Origin of the sequence: Parabacteroides johnsonii DSM 18315, assembly GCF_025151045.1 — a bacterium.
In the GTDB taxonomy this organism is placed as follows: domain Bacteria; phylum Bacteroidota; class Bacteroidia; order Bacteroidales; family Tannerellaceae; genus Parabacteroides; species Parabacteroides johnsonii.
In genome coordinates this window covers 1,141,657-1,164,544 of sequence record NZ_CP102285.1, presented here as the reverse complement: position 1 = coordinate 1,164,544, position 22,888 = coordinate 1,141,657, and the positions used below count along the sequence as shown (strand labels likewise).

The window sequence follows — 22,888 nt, the reverse complement described above, 5'->3', positions numbered from 1 at the left end:
ACTAACAATGGACAATTGACAATTGACAATTAGCTCTCAAAACATTTAATTGTCAATTGTCAATTGTCCATTCTCATTTAGTCCATCGGATACCGCACGCCCCATTCTTCCCGGAGATCATCCAACATCTGCATGATATGCAAAGTTTCCGTATGTGGCATATAAGGCGTCTCAATCTTTCCCTCGCGGATCGCATCGATGGAAGCCTGCACCTGATACTCGAAGCCCGTTATCTGCGGCGGACAGGTATAGCGAGCCACTTCTTCATGATTAATCGAATAAACGATTGCCTGCTGTGGGTTGTTGATATTGTCAACGATGATGTATCCTTTATCTCCCGAAATAACTCCTTGCCTGTCGTTCGCACAAAAAGCAGTCATTTGTAAAACAGCCATCCGATGGTTCCGGTACACAAAAGTAATGCTGCTCTGCAAATCCACTCCCGTCTCCCCTTTCACGCAGGCTGAAGTAATACCTGTAATCTCCAAGCCGAAAAGCATCCTCGCAAAATTGATCGGATAAACTCCGATATCCAGCAAAGCACCGCCACAAAGCTCCGGCCGGGCGATGCGCTCCTTCTCGGCAATCGGATAGCCGATATTGGCAGTCAGCATCATCACGCGTCCGATCGTCCCTCCGTCAACCAATTCGCGGAGCGTCTCGGAGAAAGGCATATAACGTGTCCAAATCGCCTCGGTCAGGAAAACCTGTTTCTCTTTTGACAAACGTATCAACGCTTCCGCCTGCCCGGCATTGGCAGTGAATGCTTTTTCACATAAGACCGGCTTCCCCTTTTCGAGACACATCTGCGCCTGCTCAAAATGGTGGGAATGCGGGGTGGCGATATAAATCAGCTGCACTTCGGGATCACCCGCCAATTCCTCATAGGACCCGTAAGCCCGTGTAAAACCCCATTCACGGGCAAACCCTTCGGCATTTTCCAAGTTACGGGAGGCGACTGCATACGATTCGACTCCTTCCATATCGCGCAACGTATGCGCCATTTTACGGGCGATATGCCCGGCTCCTATAATTCCGACTTTAAAACGTTCCATTAGCTGTCATTTTTTATCGGGTAAATATACAATAAAATTCCATGCCCATGAAACTTTTACCTCACAAGCATGGAATTCAAAAGCGATCGGCAACCCTTTCCTACTCCATAATCACCACCACCGGATTATCCTCCTCACTGACTTTCTTCAAGGCGGCCACTTCGGCCGGAATACCGGTTTTACCGGCATGTTCTTCAAACCAGGCAACCACCTCATCCGCCGGAAGTATGTCCGCATACTCCCCTTCGGGTGAAACAAACAACGGTTGCAACGGCAGGAAGCCGTTCCGGTCATCTATGATTTTTTCTTTGAAAGGAGAGACCTTAACTATCCCGTCTGCTTTCCGGTAAAGTGCGTTATAGGTCAGGTGCTTTTCCTCGTCATATACATTCGTTATGAAACGGAATAAGATGATATCTTTACTTTCTAAAAAAGAAGCCGGATAAATCGCATCCTTCTTTTCTTCAAAACGCTCATCGAAGGGCCATTCATAAGCACCCAAATCCAACAAACGTACAGGTTGTAGCTCCATCTTGGGAGATACCCGATAAATCGTATCGTTATACGGCCGTTTGAAATACAATTCCTTGCCTCCATGCCAGAAATTGATGTTCCCGTAAGGCATAAGCGAGCATTTACCGTTCTTCCGTTTAAGGACCATGACATTGCAAGTACCTCCTTTCCGGACCGAAAGCAATGCGATTTCATCCGCCTCGACTTCCTTATTCCCCATACCCAAAGGCAAGACCTGTTCATAGATCGGTTCATCTCCCTTGAAAGCGATCAAACGGGCAGGCTGTTTGTCTGTCTCCGAATAATAGCTGACGTTGACTTCCGCATCCAAATAATCGTATGCCGCAAAAGTCGGAAACTCTCCCGGTCGGATCGAGGGCCGCCACGTATGGTTCAAGCGACCATCCGCCTGGTAGACATGCCAATCTTTTTTCCAACCGGGGAAATAGAAGAGTTTGTTGTGAGGATTCTGCCATCCTCCACGCAAAGACTGGCATTCGCCGGGACCTTGTCCCACACGCCCGACCGAACGGATAAAACGGCCCGTCTGCTTATCAAATAAATGACACAGGTTCATTTCGGAGATCACCACGATATAGTCACCTAAAATCTGAGCCAAGGCCCCTCGTCCTACCAAACAGTTGTTTGTAGTCTCCAACGGCACGTAGCGTACTTTCTTAAAACAATCGGAAACTTTCAAACCTTTCTGCTTCTCTAAAGCAGCTTCCAAAGGGATCACTTCCAGATCCCCCTTTTTTTTCACTCCGCTTCCGCAAAGAGTAAGAAGCAGGCATAACGAAGCCGCCCAAAGATAAATTTGTGTTTTCATCACCATTTTCAATATCATTCACATTATACTCCTACTCCATGATAGCCACTACCGGATTATCCTCCTCACCGACCTTCTTCAAGGCGACCACCTCAGACGGGATATCCATTTTACCGGCGTTATCTTCGAACCAGGATACGACTTCTTCCGAAGGGAGAATGGCGGCAAATTCGCCGGAGGAAGAGACAGATATGGGTTGTAAAGGAAGAAAGCCGTTCATATCATCGGTTATCCGTTCATCGAAAAGACAGACTTTGACAGTTCCGTCCGCCTTCCGGTAGAGGGCATTATACGTCTTCTGCTTGTCGTTATAAACATTTGTCATAAAGCGGAAAAAGATAACATCTTTGTTTTCCATGAACTTTGTCGGGTAGATAGCGTCTTTCTTATCCTCGAAACGCTCGTTGTAGGCCCAACCATAGGCACCTAAATCCAGTACACGCACAGGCTGTAGTCCCTCCACTGCTGATATCTGATAAATCGTATCATTGTAAGAATGGTGGAAATAAAGTTCCTTATCTATATTCCAAAAATAAGTATTTCCAAGCGAATAAATAGCCGATCGGCCATCTTTGCCTTTTATCAGAACAACACCCGATCCCCCATCTTTCAATACCGATATCATGGCAATATCATTAACACCTGCTACCCCGTTTTCCTCTGATTGCCCCATCAGCAACGAGTCCACACGGATGATCTCATTCCCCCGGAACAAAGCAACCCGCGCCGGTAAACTATCGGATGCCGAATAATAGCCAGCTATGACCTCCGCATCCAAATAAGTGAATGCCGATATATTCGGGAATGCTCCACTTACGATCGGCAGTGTCCAAATCCGATCAAATCTACCATCTGCACCATACATGACAAAACTACCCTTCCATCCGGCAAAGCTCAACTTGCCGGTATACGGATTCTGCCATCCCCCATGAACTGTCGAACACCCCTCAGGATCTTCACCCACATGCCCGACCGTACGGACGAAACGTCCTGTCTCTTTGTCGAACAACTGACAATTACGTCCCGATACCACCACAAGCCAATCATTTAAGATCGTCACCGAGGCACCTTTATCCACCAGGCAACTATCCGTCGTTTCCAATGCGACATAACGTATTTTCTTAAAACAATCGGAAGTCTTCAACTCCGTCTGATTGTCGAAAGCAGCTCCCAGAGGGATCACTTCAAGTTTTGCCACCTTCGTTCCACCTCCACTGCAAGCGGCAAGAAAAAGACATGCCGACATTGCAAACTGATACACACAATTCTTCATTTCCTTCTTTATTTTATTTGGACACTCGCTTTGTCGTGATCAGGATCACACCTCCAGCCGCCTTGCTTCCATATATATCTTCGGCTCTCTCGTCTTTCAGGATACTCATCGATTCGATTTTGTTGGCATCAATTTTATCCAGAGTCCCCGTATATTCGACACCGTCAAGTATAACAAGCGGGTCCGGTTTAGCATATTCAACACCTTTGGCAGGGCGCATGTTCGATTTAAGTTCCAAAGGACGCAAGAGAGGCTTATCTTTTTTTAGTATGTCAAAGACCTTTCCATCCTGCTGTTTCATCGATCCGTAGCCGATAACGACTGCCTCCTCGCGAGGCTCCCGGTTGACCGCCATCTCGATTTCGGGCTTATCTTTGCGCATCTGCTTTTTATCTTCGAGAACTTCGTTACGGGCTTCGACAGCGTCCCGACGGACTTGCTGGGTATCTTCTCTGGCTTCGACAGCATCCGCTTTCATATCAACGACACTTTGCTTCGCCTCTTCTTTCATTGCTTTTGTCTTTTGCTTCATCTCCTTGGAACCCTGTTTCATTTGTACAGATTCCTGTTCCGTCGGTTCGGCGTCCTGTTTCAGCTTTTCGACAGCTTTTTGTTTCTTTGCCTGCGATACTTTTTTGTTCTGTTGTGATGTGAAGACTTCAACAAGCTCCACATCGGAAACCTTTTCCAACCGCCGGGATATTTCAGGATGGGCGAATGCGGCAACGGTAACGGCTGCAAGCGGAAGCACATAAAGAAACTTCAAGCGAGCCCAAGGATTCGATTTTTGTTTTAACATCATAGTAATCCGTTTTTTAAGTTTACTGTGGTTGAAGCTGTTGGCCATAGAGGTAAAACGCTGTGCTCCGACCGCCTTCTTTATTAATAATAACTGATAATGCTTTGCATCCACACCATGTGCGATCACACTCTCGTCCGCCTCATATTCATGCACGTTCTGCAATTCCTGTTTCAGCAGCCAGGCAGCGGGATTGAACCAATGCAGGACGGCACAACATCCGGCAAGCCACATATCCAATGAATGGCAAGCTCTGATATGCGCCTGTTCATGCGCCAGGATTTCAGCTCCGCTCTCTTCCATATCGATACGGGAGATAACAATATATTTCATCCAGCTAAAAGGAGGAATCGTCCGGTCGGTGACGACAAGCCTCGTCCCGTCCTCCAATACGGCCCGCTCACCCGAACGGATCAGACGCACGATCTGGCAGAGGGAATAGAGGAACCGCCCTGCAAAAAAGAGACATCCGCCGGCATAGACGACAAACAAGGCCGCCAACCAAAACGGGAAGCTACCCTCTTCCTCCACAGGAGCTCCGGCCATTTGCAATAACCGTTCGAAATCCGACACCGTACCTTGTACAGTGGCCGGTTCATCGGTAACCAGTCGTATAAAAGGAATTGCGATCGAAAAGACGATCACGCTGAGAAGCGCCATCCGGTTGAAACGGTGGAATGTATCCCGGCTCAAAAGCAGGCGATAAAACAGATAGAACACCGCCAGACAGCAGGTAGATTTCATTATGAAGACTAAAAATGTTCCCACGTTGAATATAAAATTAAAAATGAAAGAATGAAAAAATGAAAAAATTCGCCCTTAATTGTCAATTGTCAATTTTCCACTGTCAATCGATTCAATCAGTTCTTTCAGTTCCTCCACCGAAATCTCCTCCTCCTTCACCAGTGAAGAGATAACACCGAGGTAGGAATTGTTGAAATACTTGGCAATGACGTTTTTCAACGTTCCCCGGCTATAGTCGGCTTCCGTCACCGCGGCATAATATTGGTAGGTATTGCCAAACGTATGATGTGCCAAAAAACCTTTATCCTCCAATCCGCGTACGATCGTAGAAAGGGTATTGAAATGTGGCCTCGGCTCGTCGTAAAATTCGAGCAGTTGCTTAACGAACAAAGGGCCTTTCGTCCAGAAATACCCCATGATTTCTTCTTCTCTTGCAGTCAGTCGTTTCATGATATTTTGTTTGTTCGGGACAAATGTAACTAAAAAAAATAGTTTTCCAACTATTCTAATTAGTTTATAAACTATTTTTTTTAGTGAGATGGGAGATGTAAAAAGTAAAAACCTCATCCGAACTTCGGACGGAACTTCAAGAACTCTAAAAACGCCGCCCGAACTCCGGATCACATTTCAAAAACTCCAAAAGTCCGATCCGGACTTCTGAAAAAGTTCCGAAAGTCTTTGAGACGTCGGGCAAGGCTACACTTTTCATCACGCAACTCAACCAGCTGATCGATGAAACACGCACCGCCTACAACCAGCGCAAAAGTATCGCCGCATCCAATAAGGACAAAGGACAGGGCGGCAATGACGAACGTCCGGGTGAACTTTAATCCCTCACCTCCCTTCCTCGTCAGATAATCCATACAAGCACGGATCGACACAGCTTACAACCATCCACCTATGTCGATCCGTGCTTATTTTCACCCTCTCTACAAGTCTCCGAAGAAACATTTCATGATAAGAATTATTAAAATATTTATTGATAACATTTTTTAATAGGCCCTGAACATTCCTCTTTTTCCAATCTGTCTACCCCCATTCCCATCTCATCACCCATCCTCGGAATAACATCAGAGAGCATTCCCATCTCATCCTATTACAAATCTAAAGGATCGAAAAATAAAATCGTAATTCTCTATAATAATCAAGCAAAACTTTTACAAAGAAAAACATCTTGCCTCCACCACGCTCCCTTTCCCTTCTGTCGCAATCGCCACCACACACCTCCCCTCATTCGTGGAGCTTTTTAAGTTAAGAAACGGACTGTTTCGCATTTCCTTCCGGCTCCCGGAGTCGTAAACAAACTAAAACGATTCTTGGTTATTGAATGCAAAATCGTATCTTTCAGTCACAAATCCCGAACATCTCGTTGAAAAAGTGGTCAGGTATGGAGGTAAAACCAATTCATCAGAGTAGGAATCTAGACATTATTATTGCTATAGGGAATTGGAAATTACAAATTCACGCCCTTATTAAATTCTCAAAACCTGTGAAGAAATAGGAGCTTTTTTAATGAAATGAATCGGGTTTTTCATAGATGTTTCCTATCTTTGTCGTGATAATTGAACCTTGAAGCGTCAAGGAAACATTATTTTATGATTTATATAAAAAGCGTTTTGGTTTATCCTTAAGTAGAAATCTAGACAATTTCAAGCCATAGAAGGGTTATAAACAAAAATGCTCATGTTTCGATTATATACCCAATGTATATAGCATAAGGGCGTGAGCAAACTGTTGTATAGTACTGCATGGCGGGTTGTCTAGAACCTCTACTTAAGTCCGAACAACAGTCCTCACGCTTTTTTATTTTATAATACGCCCGATTTCGGAGGACAACCGGACAATTTAACAAAAATGCCTATGAATTAATAAGACAATATTTTTTCCACAATAAGCGATTTTAGTATTATCCCTAAGTAGAAATCTAGACAATTTCAAGCCATCCGGGAGAAGTAGCTAAACAATCAGTTCCTTACGTTTTATCGTATCTGTAAAGCGTGGGCTATGTTTATACTCATCAGGATTAGCGATAGTATTAAAGACAACAGTCCCGCGCTTTTTCATCTTAGACAAATCCGCCCGGGGACAGGGTACGGAAAGAAAAACAATAACGATAAAACAAACTATTATATGACTACAAAAAGAGCTCTAATCAAGGAATTGGCACAACGGATGGAATGTACGGACGTTGCCGCGAAGAAATTTCTGAATTCATACATCGAACTAATAACCGAAAAACTTTCAGAAGGTGAAGGGGTGAGCATTCATTATTTTGGCAAACTGGTTCCCCATTACCAGACAGAGCGTCCGGGACGTAACCTCCGTACAGGCGAAGAATGTAAGATACGCGCCCGCACATCAGTAAAATTCAAGGCCAGTGAAATCCTGATTCAAAAGTTGAATACCGGGAAGTAAAATATATAAAGGGGCTGCTTCGACACAGCCCCTTTTCGTATCATCGTTTCGGGATATCCACCGATGTTTCCTGTTCACCCAGCAAGTTGCGGGAGAAATAGTCGACCATACGCCAATAGAAATATTCGTCCATGTCACCGAAGCCATGGCGTTGTTGCGGCAAAAGCAGCATATCGAAGCGTTTTCCGGCCCGGATCAGGGCGTCTGCTACACGCAACGTATTACCCGGATGGACATTGTTGTCGATGTCACCGTGTACGAGCATCAAGTGACCTTTCAGCCTTCCTGCGATCTCTTCGTTCGTCTTAATGTTGTAGACGAAAGTCGTATCCCCCTTTTCGCTGACCACTTCCTTCACACCATGATGCGTCTCGCTCCACCAACGGTTATAGATGCGGTTATCATGGTTTCCGGCACACGAGACGGCAGCCTTGAAGAAATCAGGATATTGCAGAATGGCAGCCGTAGACATGAAGCCGCCACCTGAATGACCATGAATACCGACACGGTTGATGTCGATGAACGGATAGCGGTTGGCCAATTGCTCGATAGCCGCCTTCTGGTCCGCCAAACCGTAATCGCGCAAGTTGCCATAGCCGAAGTTATGATACCATTTCGAACGGCTCGGATGTCCGCCCCGGTTCCCGACCGTGATCACGACAAAACCGGCCTGTGCCAGACGATCCGTGCGCACACTCATACGGCTGAACGGATAAACGGTAGCTTCGACCTGGGGCCCCGGATATACATAATCGATGATCGGATACAGAGCTGTTGAATCGAAATTGAACGGTTTATACATCACACCATAGAGATCGGTCACACCATCCGCTGCCTTCACCTTGAAAGGTTCGGGGAACTGGTAACCGGCAGCCAGCAACCCAGAGAAGTCACTCTCTTCGAGCGTCATCAGCTTCCGGCCGTTACTATCCATCAAATCCGTACGCGGGATAGTATTCACACGCGAATAATTATTAACTACAAAGGCTGCATTGTCATCCATGCTGACCGTGTGGAAATAGTCGCCCGGAGTGACCTGTTGCAAGCCGCTTCCATCGAGGCCCACACGATACAGGTGTTCGTAGTAGGGATTCTCATCCTTATCTTTCCCATTAGCCAGGAAGTAAACGACACGTTTGGCTTCGTCCACTTTCACGATCTGGTCTACATGCCAAGGGCCACGGGTGATGCGGTTCTTCAGGTTACCCTCGCCGTCATAGAGATATAGGTGCGCCCAACCGTCTCGTTCGCTCCACTGGATCAGTTCCTTACCATCACCTATGGTTGCCAATGGGCGGACTTCCTGGTACGTATTCATACGTTCTTCGATGATCGGACGAATCGAATCTTGTCCGATCGTATACGAACAGATGTCGATGCGATGCAGGTCACGACTCGAACGGGTGACAAAGAAACGGTTATTGTCGCCCAACCAGACACTTGCCACCTCTTTCCGGTCACGATCTTTCTGCCTCCACGGCTTACGTGCCAGGCGCAACGTCTGGTCTTTGAATGCGGACGTGCGGATTTCTTTATGGCTATTGTCGTTCATGTCGAACAGGAACAGGTGTTCGACGGGTGCTTCTTTCTCACCGGGCATCTGGTATTTATAGGTTTCCAGCGTCGGACGGGGCGAAGCCATAGAGTTGATAACCCAGAGATCTTTCACGGCACGCTCGTCCGTGGCCGTTACGGCAAAATAACGGGAATCGGGTGACCAGACGATCCCCCAGACAGCTTTCCGCTTGCCGTTGCAAAGCGTGTCAGTATTCAGCAAGCTATAGGGCTGACCGAAACCGAAGTCTTTCACACCGAAAGTAGTGAGTTGTATGTCCGTAACCGTACTATCCTTGTCGTCTTTTTTCAGCTTCTCATAATCCTCGCGGGACATCCGGTAGAGGTTCAGGTCTTTTGCATACACGACCGTTTTTCCGTCGGGCGAGAAAGAGGCCCAATCCGGATATTCCGTCTCTTTCTTTTTATCCTGAAGCCAGGTCAGTTTACGCGTGGGATAGTCGTAGGAGAAAAAGAATATCTCTTTCTTCGGACCTTTATCCTTATCGGTACTGTCTTTTTTAGCATCTTGCGAAGAGGTGATCTGGAAAGTAAAAGTGCGTCCGTCCTCTCCTGCTTCGAGCTTCTGGATGGGTAATTGCTGAGCGGTGAACGGGTCTTTGACGATCTCGGTTATCTGTGCGGCAATATCGTCGAGGTCGAAAAGCGAACGTTTCGTCTTCGCCACCGGATCGACGACATACCAGGCTTTACCGTTGCTGGTCTTATATTCGTACCAAAAATTATTGCCCTTCTGGAACCAATGCGGATCAACGGATGTAGAGAAAAGCATCGTGTTCAGTTTCTCCTTCGTGAAACGTTCGGCTTGGACGTATCCAGATAGCCGCTCCGTCTCCTGTCCCTGAGCCTCCGTACCGCAGAACATCCCGGCACAGAGCATCACCAAGAGTAGTTGTTTTTTCATTTGACGTTGTTTTTTTATATAAGTTAGTATTCGTAGTAGATAAATGCTTATTTATCGATGTGTAATAAAATAATGGTATCCCGTAGGGGCGGGGTTCTACTCCGCCCAATGAGAATAACGTCCTTTTTTGCCTGAATCCAATGGGCAGAGCAAAGCCCTGCCCCTACAAACGACAATTATTTTGTATAACCATACCATTCATGTTTCACACCGGTAAATCACAATTTAACATTGAAGATCAAACAAATAAAAAGGCTGCATATAAAGTATAGACATTATATACAGCCTCCTTCGTTTGTTTTTATTCGATTATACCGGAAGAGTTCCACCGATCAGGATAACAACCAGCAAAGCCAAGATTGCATACAATTCGGGGAATACGGCCATCACCATAGTAGCACCGAACACATTGTGACCGGCTCCAACACCTGCGATACCATTTGCACAAACTTCTGCCTGACGGATAGCGGAAAACAGACCGGCAAATCCTAATACCAAGCCGGCACCGAATACAGCCGTCGCATTCAACATCGTGATGCTATCCACTAAAAATTTCTGCATCATGAAGTAACCTACGAATCCATACAATCCCTGAGAAGAAGGCAACGCACTCAACGCGATGTAAGTACCCAATGCATCGGGATTTTTCTTCATCGCTCCAACAACAGCGTTACCGCAGATTGTTACACCATAACTACTGCCGATAAAGGTTAGACCTGTCATCAACGCAATACCCAGATAAGCTAATAAAATTGGTTCCATAATGAAAATTGTTTTTAATTTATTCTTTTGTTATTATTTAATTTTTCTTTGAAGGGAAACGCTTCCCCTTTTGTTTTTTATACTTTTTTGAACGGCTTGTATTCTTTTCCGCCGCCTTCGAACTCTGCATTCTTATAATATTCCACGAAAATAAGACGCAACGGATGAACCAGCGAACTGATCGTACAGAGACCGATATTGATTGCATGACCGACCAGTAGGATCAGCAACATACAAACCGCACGCAGGACGACATTCATCCCCTCCGTCATATCGACGGCCAACGAGTTGAACACCCCTCCCAAAATCGCCCCGGTCAGACCGATCGCGAACAGACGAATGTAAGAAAGCGTATCTCCCAACAAGCCCGAAGCCATATTATAAGTATTCCAAAGTCCTGTGCCGAAGTTCAGGAAGATGTTCTTTCCCGGAGAATTGTAGAGAAAAGCCACCAACAAACCGGCCGCAGCAACACCTAAGAATACGTTCTTCACTGTGTCAGACAATTGTACGTTCAACATCGGCAGGCCAAACGCGCAACACAGAGCGATAATGATAAAAACCCAAGCAAACGGGGCGATACCATACTTCGTTCCTTTCTGCGACATGATCTTTAAAGCGGCAACAGCCTTTCCGAATACGATCTGTACCAAACCGATGACGATAGAGAATGTCATCAGGTTATCACTATTCACAAAGTAATCCTTAACCGAGGCAAATGCCGGTACATCGACCAGAGCGATACCGAAAAACGATCCCGTACAAGTCCCGACAACCAACGCTGCCAGACCGAGATACTGGAACAAGCTCAGATAAGGTTTGAAATCAGCTCCAACCTTACGTTTCATAATCGCGCAAGCAATAATCACCAGTAAGCCATAGCCACCATCTCCGAAACAAAGCCCGAAGAAAAGCATAAAGAAGGGGGCGAAAAACGGCGTCGGATCAAACTCAGCATAGTTCGGCAAGGAGAACATCTTGGTGATCGGTTCGTACAACCGGCTGAACTTATTATTTTTCAGCTTGATCGGCACCCGGTCCCCATCCTGTATATCCAACTCCTGGAAATAGTAGCCGTCTTTTTCAAGAGCAGCCTCCATAGCCAGAGCCTCTTCCGTCGGAACGAAACCTTCCAGCAACATCAACTTATCACCGGCCTCTCGATCCGTCTGCATCAGCGTATTGGAGAGATTGAATTCGTTTTGGATATTCTTTTCCAACTCGACCAATGTATTGTATTGCCCAGCCGCATACTCCTTCAACTGATTGTTCAATGCCTTGATATTATCCAGTAATTGCTCCATCGCAAGATGAAGTTTCGCCAATCCCCGATCGGGCATTTTCGGACGTTCGGCATCGATATCGATTGGTGTTCCTACCTTAGTGACCGTCACAAAATAGGTAACCGACTGAAAATTATTGACCAAAAAAGCATTGTACTCTTCTCCCCATTTGGGTTCGTACTTGGAAGTCGGACAACTAAAGAAGGTCACGTCGAAACCCGCCTTTTTCAACCGCCGGATATTTGCATAGCTAAACTCTCCCCAGATATCCATATAAGCGATATCCTTCTCCAACGAGGCTTTCTCTGCCTGCAACAGGACCTGCTTTTCTTGCATCTCTTCGAGCTTGCCTACCAGTTTCAATCCTTCGGCTTTCGTCAGTTCACGTGCCGGAGCAAGGGTCACCCCTTTCGTCTGGGAATTCAAGCTCTTACAATAGCGAATCGCCGTACTTACCTGTTTCCGTTCGGTCAACAAAGCCTGTAGTTCCGCATTATCCAGAATCGAGTTCGTTTCCTTCACATGCACAACACCCAATTCGCGGAGAGTCGTGAGGAATGCATCATATTCTCTATGATATACCATAAAGGCATATTTGCTCATCTTTACTATCATACTTCAGCCTCCTCTTTTTCTTCTTTCGCTTTACGCTTTTCCTGATTAGCCCGCATGATCTTTTGTGATGACTTGGAGAGACTTTCCTCGTCTTCCATGAATCGTTTCACTTTGCGGATCGCATCTTTATAACCCGGAATCTGTACCTTCTCAAAAAGATTCACTTTCTGAGTGGTTTTCTTCCGCGCATGCTCCAACAACTCCAGCTTCATACCCGAAAACTCGGCTTCAATACCGGTACGTGCCAACTTCTTCAATAACTCGATACCGTCAGTAAACCAAGCAGGGGCATTGAACAGGCTGTAACGGCCGATCTCGAATTCGATCTCGTCCAACACAGGAACCACCACGCCGGCTATCTTTTTGGTGGAAAGAGAAACATCCCGTACCGCAATCAATTCGGGATTGAACTCATTCCACAAAGCCATCATGTTTTCATAACTCTGTATTTCCTGTTCAAGCTGAAGTTCCAATTTCGTCACTTCATCTTTGGTCCGCTTCACTTCGATACGCAGGGCGCTTTCTTTGCTTTTGATCGTCGGCAGAGAACGCTCACGCATCTTCAGCTGCTTTTCCAATTGCTGAAGAGAGGTTTTATTATATTGAAACTTAATCGCCATTTTCTATACATTTATGATTTATGATTTATAATTTATGAGTCGATGATAAATCATAAATTATAAATCATAAATCTTTTATTTCTTCCAATATTTATCCACCAACGCCTGCTTGATATTCACCTCGGCAGGTTCGAAATACTCGCCGAACAAGTTCCATGCCACATCGAGCATTTCGGTCGTATCGAGATTGACGTCGATAGCCAATAGCTTTTCGGAATAATCCTTTGCAAAAGCCAGCGTACGGTTGTCGTAGTCCGTCAAGTCGAAACCGTTCTCCATCTTTGTCTTCGCATTGGCGGCATCGGCATACAGACGGACGGCGGCATTCATCACCTGCGGATGGTCTTCGCGTGTCTTCTTTCCGGTCACCAGCTGTTTCAGACGGGACAGGCTTCGGAACGGGTCGACGATTACTTTACCGACATCGCTATCCTTACGCAAGTACAACTGCCCTTCGGTGATATACCCCGTATTGTCAGGCACGGCATGCGTGATGTCGCCACCGGACAAAGTCGTCACGGCAATAATCGTGATCGAACCTCCGGCAGGGAACTGGACGGCTTTCTCGTAAATCTTAGCCAAATCAGAATACAGGGAACCCGGCATAGAATCCTTCGACGGAATCTGATCCATACGGTTGGACACGATTGCCAAAGCATCCGCATAGTTAGTCATGTCGGTGAGCAACACCAATACTTTTTCATTCTTCTGCACAGCAAAATATTCGGCCGCACATAAGGCCATATCGGGGATCAGGATACGTTCGACAGAGGGGTCTTCCGTCGTATTGATAAAGCTGACAATACGATCCAGCGCACCGGCATTGCTAAACGTGTTCTTGAAGAACAGGTAGTCATCATTCGTCATCCCCATACCGCCCAGGATAATCTTGTCGGACTGAGCACGCAAGGCAACCATCGCCATTACCTGATTGAACGGCTGGTCGGGGTCGGCAAAAAAGGGAATCTTCTGTCCGGTTACCAACGTATTGTTCAAGTCAATACCGGCAATACCCGTAGCGATCAACTCGGAAGGTTGCTGACGACGAACCGGGTTCACAGACGGACCACCGATTTCGACATCTTTACCTTCGGGAACGGGACCGCCATCGATCGGATCACCATACGCATTGAAGAAACGGCCGGCCAATTGGTCGCCCACTTTCAGGGAAGGAGCCTTTCCCATGAATACGACTTCGGCATTCGTACGGATACCTTCCGTACCGGAAAAGACCTGCAAAGTCACTTCGTCGCCGATGATCTTTACCACCTGAGCCAGCTTGCCATCGACAGAGGCCAGCTCGTCATACCCTACTCCCGTTGCTTTCAGCGAACAGGTCGCCTTTGTGATCTGGGTAATCTTTGTATATATCTTTTGAAAAGCCTTCATAAAACTTCGTTTTAAATTAATAATTAATAATTAACAATTAAATATTTCTCCAATCATCAATTACTAATTGTCATTTGTCATATTGTCACACGTCACGGTCATTTGCCCGATTGTCCATCGATCAACGCATCAAGTTGCTCATTAAACTTCTTGAACTGTTCGCTCTCATATTCGGAATAGTTCATTTGCTTGAAGATGTTGATCATCTTCTTAAAATATTCCATTACTTCGAGGAAAGTGTCGAATTTGAACTCGGTATGGCAAATTTTTACCACCTTGTCCAACATGAACTCCTGACGTGCGAGAGGAGTTACCGCATCGATCGCATCGAACGCATCCTGTTGAAGGATCACGAAGTCGATCAATTCCGATTTCCAGAAAATCACGTGATATTCCACTGGTACACCGTCGTCACCGAGGATATTGATCTGTTCGGAAATTTCCTTACCGCGCAACATACGGGTCTTGATCTCGTTCACCTTGTCGATCCAAGTCGGAGAGATATGCCCCGCAATATATTCCTGAAATTCGGGATATTCCAGATATTTGGAGTAACTATCGATCGGGTTCACCGCCGGATAACGTTTACGGTCGGCACGCTCCTGCTCCAATGCGTAGAAACAACGGGCCACCTTCTTCGTATTTTCCGTCACAGGCTCTTTCAGGTTACCACCGGCAGGCGATACCGTACCGATGAAGGTAACAGAACCCGTTTCACCATTATTCAAATGTACATAGCCGGCACGTGCATAGAAATTAGCCACGATTGCGGACAAGTCCATCGGGAACGCATCCGGTCCGGGAAGTTCCTCCAGACGGTTGGACATTTCACGCAAGGCCTGTGCCCAACGGGAAGTAGAGTCGGCCATCAAAAGCACCTTCAACCCCATGCTCCTATAGTACTCGGCAATTGTCATGGCCGTATATACGGATGCTTCACGGGCAGCTACAGGCATGTTAGACGTATTGGCGATAATGATGGTACGCTCCATTAATTTACGGCCCGTATGCGGGTCGACCAACTCCGGAAACTCGGTAAAGATTTCCACCACCTCGTTTGCACGTTCACCACAGGCGGCAATGATCACGATATCGGCCTCCGCCTGCTTAGAGATAGCGTGCTGAAGCACGGTCTTTCCTGTTCCGAACGGTCCGGGAATAAATCCTGTACCCCCTTCTACGATCGGATTCACCGTATCAATTGTACGGACACCCGTTTCGAGCAACTTATAAGGGCGTGGTTTCTCTTTATAACAGGTGATGGCACGTTTTACCGGCCAGCGTTGTATCATCGTCACCTCCACTTCTTTACCGGCTTCGTCCGTCAAGACGGCTATCACCTCATTGATGGTATATTGTCCTGCTTCTTTCAGGCTCTTGATCGTATATTCTCCCTTGAAGGTAAAGGGGACCATGATTTTGTGAGGCTGGAAGTTTTCGTCCACTTCACCCAGCCAGTCACCGCCGGCCACCTTGTCACCCACTTTGGCAAGAGGCTTGAAATCCCACAATTTATCATTGTCCAACGGGAAAGTATATTCTCCACGTCTGAGGAAAACGCCTTCCATCTTGTCAAGGTCGTTCTGCAAACCATCGTAGTTGCGTGACAACATACCCGGTCCCAACGTTACCTCCAACATGTGTCCTTCAAACTCGGCTTCGTCACCCACCCGCATACCGCGAGTGCTCTCAAATACCTGTACAAAAGCATTCTTACCTATTACCTTAATAACTTCCGCCATCAGCTTCACGCCTCCTACGGAAATGTAACAGATTTCATTTTGGGAAACCGGTCCATCCACCTCTACGGTAACAAGGTTGGAAACGATCCCTTTTACAATTCCTTTCGTAGCCATAGCTTTTTTTTTATTCTTTAATTCTTTACTTTTTTAATTTCGCTTTGAATTCATTCAAAGTGATCCTGCTGCCTTTCTTCATCGCCCCGACGATCTCACGGAAAGTCTTTTCACCGGTCACCTTATCCAATGTCACCCAGCGTTCGATCATTTCCAGTTTTAGCAGATAAGCGAATATACTCTCTATGTCGAAAGGCTTAAAGAATGTATGCTCTTCGAGCCATTCCCACTTCAAAAGATCCACTTTCTTCTCACGAGCCATCAAATCCGTTTCTTCAGCAATACGCCCGAGATCGGGCAAATAATCCACCGTATCTCCCAACCCGAAATCACGGGCGTTGGATGTACGAAGCGCCTGAGCTACCTCATTATCCCCGACGATATACCCGGCTTTATCGAGACCATGTTTACGACAAGTGATAGCGGTCAGCATATTGTTGATATTTAAGTTCAGGGAGAACCAATCGCTAACGAATTTATTCGGATTTTTCATGGCATATGCATAATAGAGCGTGGCCAAGCGGTCTTCCCACGGAATTTCCTGTTTGTTCTCTTTACCTTCGTTTTCAAGATAAAGTTTGAAAAAATCCTTGAAATAAGGAGGTATCCGGTCATTCTTGGGTGGCTTTTCTTCTTCTTTCAACGCTTTGTACAGAGCATTGAATTCATCATACGTTATATATCCCCGGGGGTCCGGATCACGATCCGGTTGTTTGACATGAGCAATCAGGTTCTTATTGTCGAATTTGAGAAAGAACAGATCGATCAGCTTCTTATCGGCTTTCGTCAGTATGCCGTCCAATTCCTGTCTGAATTCACTGATGGAATAGGTCAGCTTGCTATCATCAAGCGCGATATTGGGGAGTCCTGCGATTAAGCAATAATACTTACCCATATCAGAACAGCATTTCTACCAACCCGGGACGAAGGAATTCTTTGAAGAAACTGACAAACTCGTCTTCTCCGAAACTTACTTTATACGAGCCGTCAGCCGGAGCAATCGTGAAAGAAGCATCATGGCCACTTACTTTTTCAATCTTCACACCTCCATCCAAAAGGCTTTTGGCATTGGCTTCAAAATATTTGGTGAGAGCATCGGCATCGGCTGTCCGGATTGTAATCGCTTCCTTCTTCGCCCATTCCTTTGCCATTTCTAAAATCACTTTCTGCATAAATGCTGTATCAGAAACGATCGCTTTCACATTGGAGGAAGTAATTTTTCCCGTGATGAGGTTTACCACTTCGCTCTTCAGCGCTTCTACAGATTGGGTAGCAAACAATTTCAACTCGGCTTCCGTATTCTTTTTCAACTCAGCGGCTTGCTTTTCAGCCTGTGCCACAATACGTTTTGCTTCCGCTTCTGCTTCAGTCAAGATAGCCTGTTTCTGAGCATTTGCATCGGCAATGATTCGCCCTGCTTCTTCGTTACCTTTCTCTACACCTTCTTTGTAGATCTTGTCGGTCAGTTCCTGAATCTTTGTATCCATTTCTATATATTTTTTAAGTTGTTCCCTGTTGAGGCGGTTCGCGAACCGTCCGTACTTAACGCCTACAAAGTTATTCTTTTCTTTGAATTAGCATCCAGTCTATCCTAAAAATTTACGATTATACGATTTTTTATCTAGTCATTCCCGACTATCAAAATGTCACTGCACCTCCATGTAAATTGGATTAATACCCCATATATTTGGAATTAGTATGGCGGGTAATATTTTTTAACATTTCAAATCTACTGAAAACAGTCTTTTTTTCTGCCGAAATGACAATTCGCATTCTATCTTTGCGTCACATTTTTTTTGTCATTCATAGTAAATCATACATATATGTTTTCCATCGAAAAAGCAACCCTCGCAGACTGTCCCCTGATCCGGACTTTGGCATCCCATATCTGGGAACCGACCTATGGTTCCATCCTCTCCCGCGAACAGCTCGACTATATGTTCGAGATGATGTACAGCCATGAGAGCCTTCAAAAACAGATGAACGAACTTCATCACCAGTTCTTCATCATCTATGCCGACGGTGTCCCCTCCGGCTATCTGTCCATCGAAACCGTAGAAAAGGATGTATATGAATTCCAAAAAATATATTCTTTGCCTTCCCTGCATGGTTCGGGAATCGGGCGTTTTATCATCGAACAGGGAATAGCTTACCTGAAAACGATCCACCCGGGCCCTTTCACGATAGAGTTGAACGTAAACCGCCACAACCCGGCCGTAGGTTTCTACAAGCATATGGGGTTCCATGAATATGCAACCCGTGATTTCCACATCGGGAGTGGCTATTACATGAACGATTACATCATGAGAATGGAGGTAAAGGAATGAACGTACGCCTAAAACCGATCATGTTTGTCGGCACTTGTTCGGATGCCGGCAAAAGCGTTATCAATGCGGCTTTCTGCCGTATATTCAAACAAGACGGATATCATCCGGCACCGTTCAAAGCGCAAAACATGTCGCTCAACTCCTACTCTACTCCCGAAGGTGGAGAAATGGGACGTGCACAGGTGGTACAGGCCGAAGCTTGCGGGATCGCTCCACACACGGATATGAACCCGGTGTTACTGAAACCGACAAATGATAAAAGTTCCCAAGTCGTCTTGAACGGCCGGCCGGTCGGAAACATGTCGGCACGGGATTATTTCGGTATGCAAAACCGGAAAGAGGAATTATTCGAAGAAGCGGTCGAAGCTTTCCACCGCTTGGAAAGCCGCTATAGCCCGATCGTCCTGGAAGGAGCCGGCAGCATTTCCGAACTGAACCTGCGCGACCGGGACATCACCAATATGCGGATGGCTGAGCGGGCCGGAGCGGCTACCTTTTTGGTTGCCGACATAGACCGGGGTGGTGTTTTCGGGTCTGTCTACGGAACAATTGCCCTTCTGAAACCGGAAGAACGAGCTTTGATGAAAGGGATCATTATCAATAAATTCAGGGGAGATGCTTCTCTTTTTGACGACGGCAGGAAGATTATCGAGGACTTGACCGGCGTACCGGTAGTAGGTGTGATCCCCTGGTTTCGCGATATCAAGATCGAAGAAGAAGATTCGGTAGCTCTTGATATGAAACGCAATACTTACCGGGACGGAAAGATCAACGTAGCGATTATCCTGTTAAAACGGATGTCTAATTTCACCGACTTCGACGTGTTGGACATGGACCCCCGTTTCAATGCTTATTATACGAACAACATCGACGAGATAGAAAAGGCGGATATCATCCTGCTCCCCGGCTCCAAAAATACCCTTTCAGATCTTCAAAGCCTGCGGGCGAGCGGTATAGCCGAAACGATTATCCGTGCCCACAAAAACGGGAAAAAGGTCATCGGCATCTGTGGAGGGTATCAGATGATGGGAGCACGCCTCGAAGATCCGGAAGCGATCGAGGGAAACCTGCGTGCCGTTCCCGGACTGGGTCTGCTACCGCAATGCACGATCATCGAACCGGAAAAAATAACTCGTCAAAGTACTTTCGCCTTTCGACCTGGGCTATGCAAGGACGGTTCCTGTAAGGGCTACGAGATACACATGGGGCGGACAGCTCTGCTTGGCGACGTTCCCGAAAGTCCGGTAGCCATCCTCGACGACGGACGGACAGACGGTTATTATCTGGATAACACATGCTGGGGTAGCTACATGCACGGAATACTGGATAACCCGGAAGTCCTGGAAAATCTGGCCGAAGGATTTGATAAAGAAACAGCAGATATCCCCTTCGACTATTCCGCATTCAAAGAAGAACAATACGATAAATTGGCAACTTTAGTCAGGGAACATATCGATATGGAATATGTCTATCGACAATTGACCCCTATTTCAGCCGGTCCACTCTGGCGACATCGTCCAGTTTAACACAGACAGTAGCCCCCAATTGTTCAAGGTAAAGAACCAGATGGTTCTTTTTGATTTTCTTCACTTTTCCGGAAACATGTTTCATAGCCCCGCAAAGGATTTCAACCTCTTCGCCGGGGCATAAAGCATGTTCGGATGCTTGGTCGAGAAATTCTTGGATGGCGTCGATCTCTTTTTGGCGAACAACAGCCGGTTTTCCATTATAATAGACGATACGGGCCACGCCATACACTCGGATCAGATTTCTTAACTCCGGATCGGTACACCGCACGAACAGATAAGAGTTAAATAATGGCAACTCCACGATCTTGACACGGTCAGACCAAACCCTGGGTGTACGATGAAGCGGAAGCCAGCACTCGATTCCAAGTGCATCAATCCGGTCCCTCACCTGTTTTTCCGCCCTGGGAGCGGTATATAATACATACCAACTTGTCTTATCGGCGTTTCTCTTAAGTTCTTTTTTCTCCATAACGTACACAAATATACGACTATTTTTCATACATGGAATGGTCGGTACCCAATAAACCTTTATCCATTCCTAAACAAGTCGGATTAATATTTTTATTTTTCTTGAATATCAATAATTATCTCTACATTTGCAAAATAGAATTTTGCACCTCATATAATTTCACCTATGGACAAATATGCACACTATTCAAGGGAAGACCTTATATCTGAAATTGAACGGCTAAAGAAGGAACAGGTTGAGAATGATTCCATCTCCAATTCAAACAAGATGATGGTCAATATGATTGTCTTACGCAGAACAATATCGGATGTCCTTTCCCTTTTACTTAGCACTAACGACGAAGTCGTCATAGACAAAGCGTTGTTGCATATCCTACATTTCTTCGATGTAGAACGTGTGTATATCGGCATCTTCGACGAGCAAAGTTCCATCGTCGATTTTACCCATGAAGTGACCTCCGAAGGTATTATCTCGATGCGGGAAGATCTGTTAAGACAGTTATCGAAAGACGATATCCCCTGGTGGATAGACCAGATCAAAGCAGGGAAAGACATTATCATCTATGATACGGCAAAAATGCCTCCGGTTGCGGCAGCCGAGCAACATCTGCTGGAACTTCAAGACGTCCTCTCACTCCTGGCCCTCCCAGTTTCGAGCGAAGGAAAAGTGTACGGGTTTATCGGTTTGGACTCCGTCAAGAAGTATTCAAACTGGAATGCCCTTGATATCGAAAATCTACGGGTATTGGCCGATATCGTATCCATAGCGATCGAACGGGAACATGCCCAGCACATCATGGAACATTCTGCAAATCTGATGCTTAAAAGCGAAGCTAAATTCCGCATTATTTTCGAAAAGCTTTCTTTGGGAGTCGAACTATATGATATTGACGGAACTTTACTCGATCTGAATGATGCCGATTTGGAAATATTCGGTACGACACGTGAAAGTGCAATCGGCGTCAATATGTTTCAAAATCCGAATATCCCGGAATGGGTTAATCATAAACTAAAAAACGGAGAAGACGTCACTTTCACATTAGACTATAGTTTCCATTCCATCAAAGACACCCAATATTATGCAACTGTCATCAATGATGGAGAAAAACACCTGCAAGTAACGGGTATTACATTAAAAGATTGGCAAAATAAAATATTCGGGTACCTGTATATTGTTTTAGACGATACGGAGAATTATCGGAAAGCTGAAGAGAAACGGGAAAGGGACAATGAACTGATCCGCGTAAAAGAAGCAGACAAACTAAAATCCGCTTTCTTGGCAAACATGAGCCATGAAATCCGTACACCTTTAAATGCAATCGTCGGCTTTTCTGATATAGTAGCCGAAACTCCGGACGAAGACGAGAAAAAGGAATACTTGGAAATCATCCATAAAAATAATGATTTATTACTCCATCTGATAGATGATATTCTGGACTTCTCAAAGATAGAATCCGGCACGCTTGATTATCACATTACCGAAACGAATATCAAAGAGATTTGCGGAGAAGTATTCCTGGCAAGCTCTCTCAAGATGAAACCGGGTGTAAAGTTAGTATTCGACAAGGAGTTACCTTCCATCCGACTGCAAACAGATCCTCAACGAGTCATGCAAGTCATATCGAACTTCGTAAATAATGCAATCAAATTCACGGAGAAAGGAAGTATTACGATCTCCTATAAACAAGAAAGGAATTACTTGCGCGTAAGCGTACAGGACACCGGAATCGGTATTTCTGAAGATGACCGTAAACGCATATTCGAACGCTTCATCAAAATAAACGAGTTTAAACAAGGGACCGGTCTGGGACTGACAATCAGCAGGACCATCATCGAGAGCTTGAACGGGACAATCGGAGTCGACTCTGTAAAAGGTTCCGGTTCTACTTTCTGGTTCACACTACCACTCGAATAAAAAGAGGGTGTGTCGAT

The 22,888-nt window shown here is 45.8% G+C and carries 18 protein-coding genes; 4 read left to right on the top strand and 14 right to left on the bottom strand.

Annotation, left to right across the window (positions count from 1 at the left end; all coding sequences use genetic code 11):
- Positions 1-77: 77 nt before the first annotated feature.
- The 5 genes from NQ564_RS04750 to NQ564_RS04730 form a co-directional block, all read right to left on the bottom strand.
- A complete protein-coding gene (locus NQ564_RS04750; protein WP_008148550.1) occupies positions 78-1,055 on the bottom strand; it encodes a Gfo/Idh/MocA family protein in 978 nt (325 codons plus the stop codon).
- A 100-nt stretch (positions 1,056-1,155) separates the two neighbouring features.
- On the bottom strand, positions 1,156-2,397 hold the full coding sequence (locus tag NQ564_RS04745; RefSeq protein WP_039848151.1) for a DUF4934 domain-containing protein: 1,242 nt from the start codon (positions 2,395-2,397) through the stop codon (positions 1,156-1,158).
- Positions 2,398-2,428: 31 nt separating this feature from the next.
- Complete coding sequence (locus NQ564_RS04740; protein WP_008148546.1) at positions 2,429-3,670, bottom strand: DUF4934 domain-containing protein; 1,242 nt, start codon at positions 3,668-3,670, stop codon at positions 2,429-2,431.
- A 13-nt stretch (positions 3,671-3,683) separates the two neighbouring features.
- On the bottom strand, positions 3,684-5,237 hold the full coding sequence (locus NQ564_RS04735; RefSeq protein ID WP_039848144.1) for a M56 family metallopeptidase: 1,554 nt from the start codon (positions 5,235-5,237) through the stop codon (positions 3,684-3,686).
- A gap of 51 nt (positions 5,238-5,288) precedes the next feature.
- Positions 5,289-5,663, bottom strand: coding sequence for a BlaI/MecI/CopY family transcriptional regulator (locus NQ564_RS04730; RefSeq protein WP_039848143.1), 375 nt, complete (start codon positions 5,661-5,663; stop codon positions 5,289-5,291).
- A gap of 1,680 nt (positions 5,664-7,343) precedes the next feature.
- Here NQ564_RS04730 and NQ564_RS04725 point away from each other — a divergent pair.
- Positions 7,344-7,628: an HU family DNA-binding protein gene (locus NQ564_RS04725; protein WP_036608543.1), complete on the top strand. Its 285-nt coding sequence runs from the start codon at positions 7,344-7,346 to the stop codon at positions 7,626-7,628.
- Positions 7,629-7,668: 40 nt separating this feature from the next.
- Here NQ564_RS04725 and NQ564_RS04720 read toward each other — a convergent pair whose 3' ends face one another.
- The 8 genes from NQ564_RS04720 to NQ564_RS04685 form a co-directional block, all read right to left on the bottom strand.
- Complete coding sequence (locus NQ564_RS04720; protein ID WP_129649835.1) at positions 7,669-10,107, bottom strand: S9 family peptidase; 2,439 nt, start codon at positions 10,105-10,107, stop codon at positions 7,669-7,671.
- 309 nt (positions 10,108-10,416) lie between these two features.
- A complete protein-coding gene (locus NQ564_RS04715; RefSeq protein WP_008148532.1) occupies positions 10,417-10,869 on the bottom strand; it encodes a hypothetical protein in 453 nt (150 codons plus the stop codon).
- Between the two features lie 77 nt (positions 10,870-10,946).
- Positions 10,947-12,767, bottom strand: a complete 1,821-nt coding sequence (locus tag NQ564_RS04710; protein ID WP_008148531.1) for a V-type ATP synthase subunit I — start codon at positions 12,765-12,767, stop codon at positions 10,947-10,949.
- A complete protein-coding gene (locus tag NQ564_RS04705) occupies positions 12,764-13,387 on the bottom strand; it encodes a V-type ATP synthase subunit D (protein ID WP_005638772.1) in 624 nt (207 codons plus the stop codon). The genes NQ564_RS04710 and NQ564_RS04705 overlap by 4 nt, the downstream gene beginning before the upstream one ends.
- Positions 13,388-13,462: 75 nt before the next feature.
- Positions 13,463-14,776, bottom strand: coding sequence for a V-type ATP synthase subunit B (locus NQ564_RS04700; protein ID WP_008148530.1), 1,314 nt, complete (start codon positions 14,774-14,776; stop codon positions 13,463-13,465).
- A gap of 98 nt (positions 14,777-14,874) precedes the next feature.
- Positions 14,875-16,632 (bottom strand): V-type ATP synthase subunit A, encoded by a 1,758-nt coding sequence (locus NQ564_RS04695; RefSeq protein WP_008158161.1) that lies wholly within the window; start codon positions 16,630-16,632, stop codon positions 14,875-14,877.
- Positions 16,633-16,657: 25 nt separating this feature from the next.
- Entirely contained in the window at positions 16,658-17,527 is an 870-nt protein-coding gene (locus tag NQ564_RS04690) for a DUF2764 domain-containing protein (protein WP_008148527.1), read from the bottom strand.
- Between the two features lies 1 nt (position 17,528).
- Positions 17,529-18,119 carry a hypothetical protein gene (locus NQ564_RS04685; protein ID WP_008148526.1) on the bottom strand — a complete coding sequence of 197 codons (591 nt, stop codon included), beginning with the start codon at positions 18,117-18,119 and terminating at the stop codon, positions 17,529-17,531.
- 336 nt (positions 18,120-18,455) lie between these two features.
- On the opposite strand from NQ564_RS04685, the gene NQ564_RS04680 reads away from it, so the two are divergent.
- Positions 18,456-18,959 carry a GNAT family N-acetyltransferase gene (locus tag NQ564_RS04680; RefSeq protein ID WP_008148525.1) on the top strand — a complete coding sequence of 168 codons (504 nt, stop codon included), beginning with the start codon at positions 18,456-18,458 and terminating at the stop codon, positions 18,957-18,959.
- A complete protein-coding gene (locus NQ564_RS04675; RefSeq protein WP_008148524.1) occupies positions 18,956-20,485 on the top strand; it encodes a cobyric acid synthase in 1,530 nt (509 codons plus the stop codon). The genes NQ564_RS04680 and NQ564_RS04675 overlap by 4 nt, the downstream gene beginning before the upstream one ends.
- Here NQ564_RS04675 and NQ564_RS04670 read toward each other — a convergent pair.
- Positions 20,445-20,987 (bottom strand): UpxY family transcription antiterminator, encoded by a 543-nt coding sequence (locus tag NQ564_RS04670; RefSeq protein ID WP_008148523.1) that lies wholly within the window; start codon positions 20,985-20,987, stop codon positions 20,445-20,447. The two genes, NQ564_RS04675 and NQ564_RS04670, sit on opposite strands and share 41 nt — an antisense overlap.
- A gap of 135 nt (positions 20,988-21,122) precedes the next feature.
- Here NQ564_RS04670 and NQ564_RS04665 point away from each other — a divergent pair, with 135 nt between their 5' ends.
- A complete protein-coding gene (locus NQ564_RS04665; RefSeq protein WP_008148522.1) occupies positions 21,123-22,871 on the top strand; it encodes a GAF domain-containing sensor histidine kinase in 1,749 nt (582 codons plus the stop codon).
- Positions 22,872-22,888: the final 17 nt, after the last annotated feature.

Excerpts from the sequence above, each read along its gene's own strand:
- NQ564_RS04750 (WP_008148550.1), bottom strand. The coding sequence starts at position 1,055 with ATGGAACGTTTTAAAGTCGGAATTATAGGAGCCGGGCATATCGCCCGT.
- NQ564_RS04745 (WP_039848151.1), bottom strand. The coding sequence starts at position 2,397 with ATGAAAACACAAATTTATCTTTGGGCGGCTTCGTTATGCCTGCTTCTT.
- NQ564_RS04740 (WP_008148546.1), bottom strand. The coding sequence starts at position 3,670 with ATGAAGAATTGTGTGTATCAGTTTGCAATGTCGGCATGTCTTTTTCTT.
- NQ564_RS04730 (WP_039848143.1), bottom strand. The coding sequence starts at position 5,663 with ATGAAACGACTGACTGCAAGAGAAGAAGAAATCATGGGGTATTTCTGG.
- NQ564_RS04725 (WP_036608543.1), top strand. The coding sequence starts at position 7,344 with ATGACTACAAAAAGAGCTCTAATCAAGGAATTGGCACAACGGATGGAA.
- NQ564_RS04720 (WP_129649835.1), bottom strand. The coding sequence starts at position 10,107 with ATGAAAAAACAACTACTCTTGGTGATGCTCTGTGCCGGGATGTTCTGC.
- NQ564_RS04715 (WP_008148532.1), bottom strand. The coding sequence starts at position 10,869 with ATGGAACCAATTTTATTAGCTTATCTGGGTATTGCGTTGATGACAGGT.
- NQ564_RS04710 (WP_008148531.1), bottom strand. The coding sequence starts at position 12,767 with ATGATAGTAAAGATGAGCAAATATGCCTTTATGGTATATCATAGAGAA.
- NQ564_RS04705 (WP_005638772.1), bottom strand. The coding sequence starts at position 13,387 with ATGGCGATTAAGTTTCAATATAATAAAACCTCTCTTCAGCAATTGGAA.
- NQ564_RS04700 (WP_008148530.1), bottom strand. The coding sequence starts at position 14,776 with ATGAAGGCTTTTCAAAAGATATATACAAAGATTACCCAGATCACAAAG.
- NQ564_RS04695 (WP_008158161.1), bottom strand. The coding sequence starts at position 16,632 with ATGGCTACGAAAGGAATTGTAAAAGGGATCGTTTCCAACCTTGTTACC.
- NQ564_RS04690 (WP_008148527.1), bottom strand. The coding sequence starts at position 17,527 with ATGGGTAAGTATTATTGCTTAATCGCAGGACTCCCCAATATCGCGCTT.
- NQ564_RS04685 (WP_008148526.1), bottom strand. The coding sequence starts at position 18,119 with ATGGATACAAAGATTCAGGAACTGACCGACAAGATCTACAAAGAAGGT.
- NQ564_RS04680 (WP_008148525.1), top strand. The coding sequence starts at position 18,456 with ATGTTTTCCATCGAAAAAGCAACCCTCGCAGACTGTCCCCTGATCCGG.
- NQ564_RS04675 (WP_008148524.1), top strand. The coding sequence starts at position 18,956 with ATGAACGTACGCCTAAAACCGATCATGTTTGTCGGCACTTGTTCGGAT.
- NQ564_RS04670 (WP_008148523.1), bottom strand. The coding sequence starts at position 20,987 with ATGAAAAATAGTCGTATATTTGTGTACGTTATGGAGAAAAAAGAACTT.
- NQ564_RS04665 (WP_008148522.1), top strand. The coding sequence starts at position 21,123 with ATGGACAAATATGCACACTATTCAAGGGAAGACCTTATATCTGAAATT.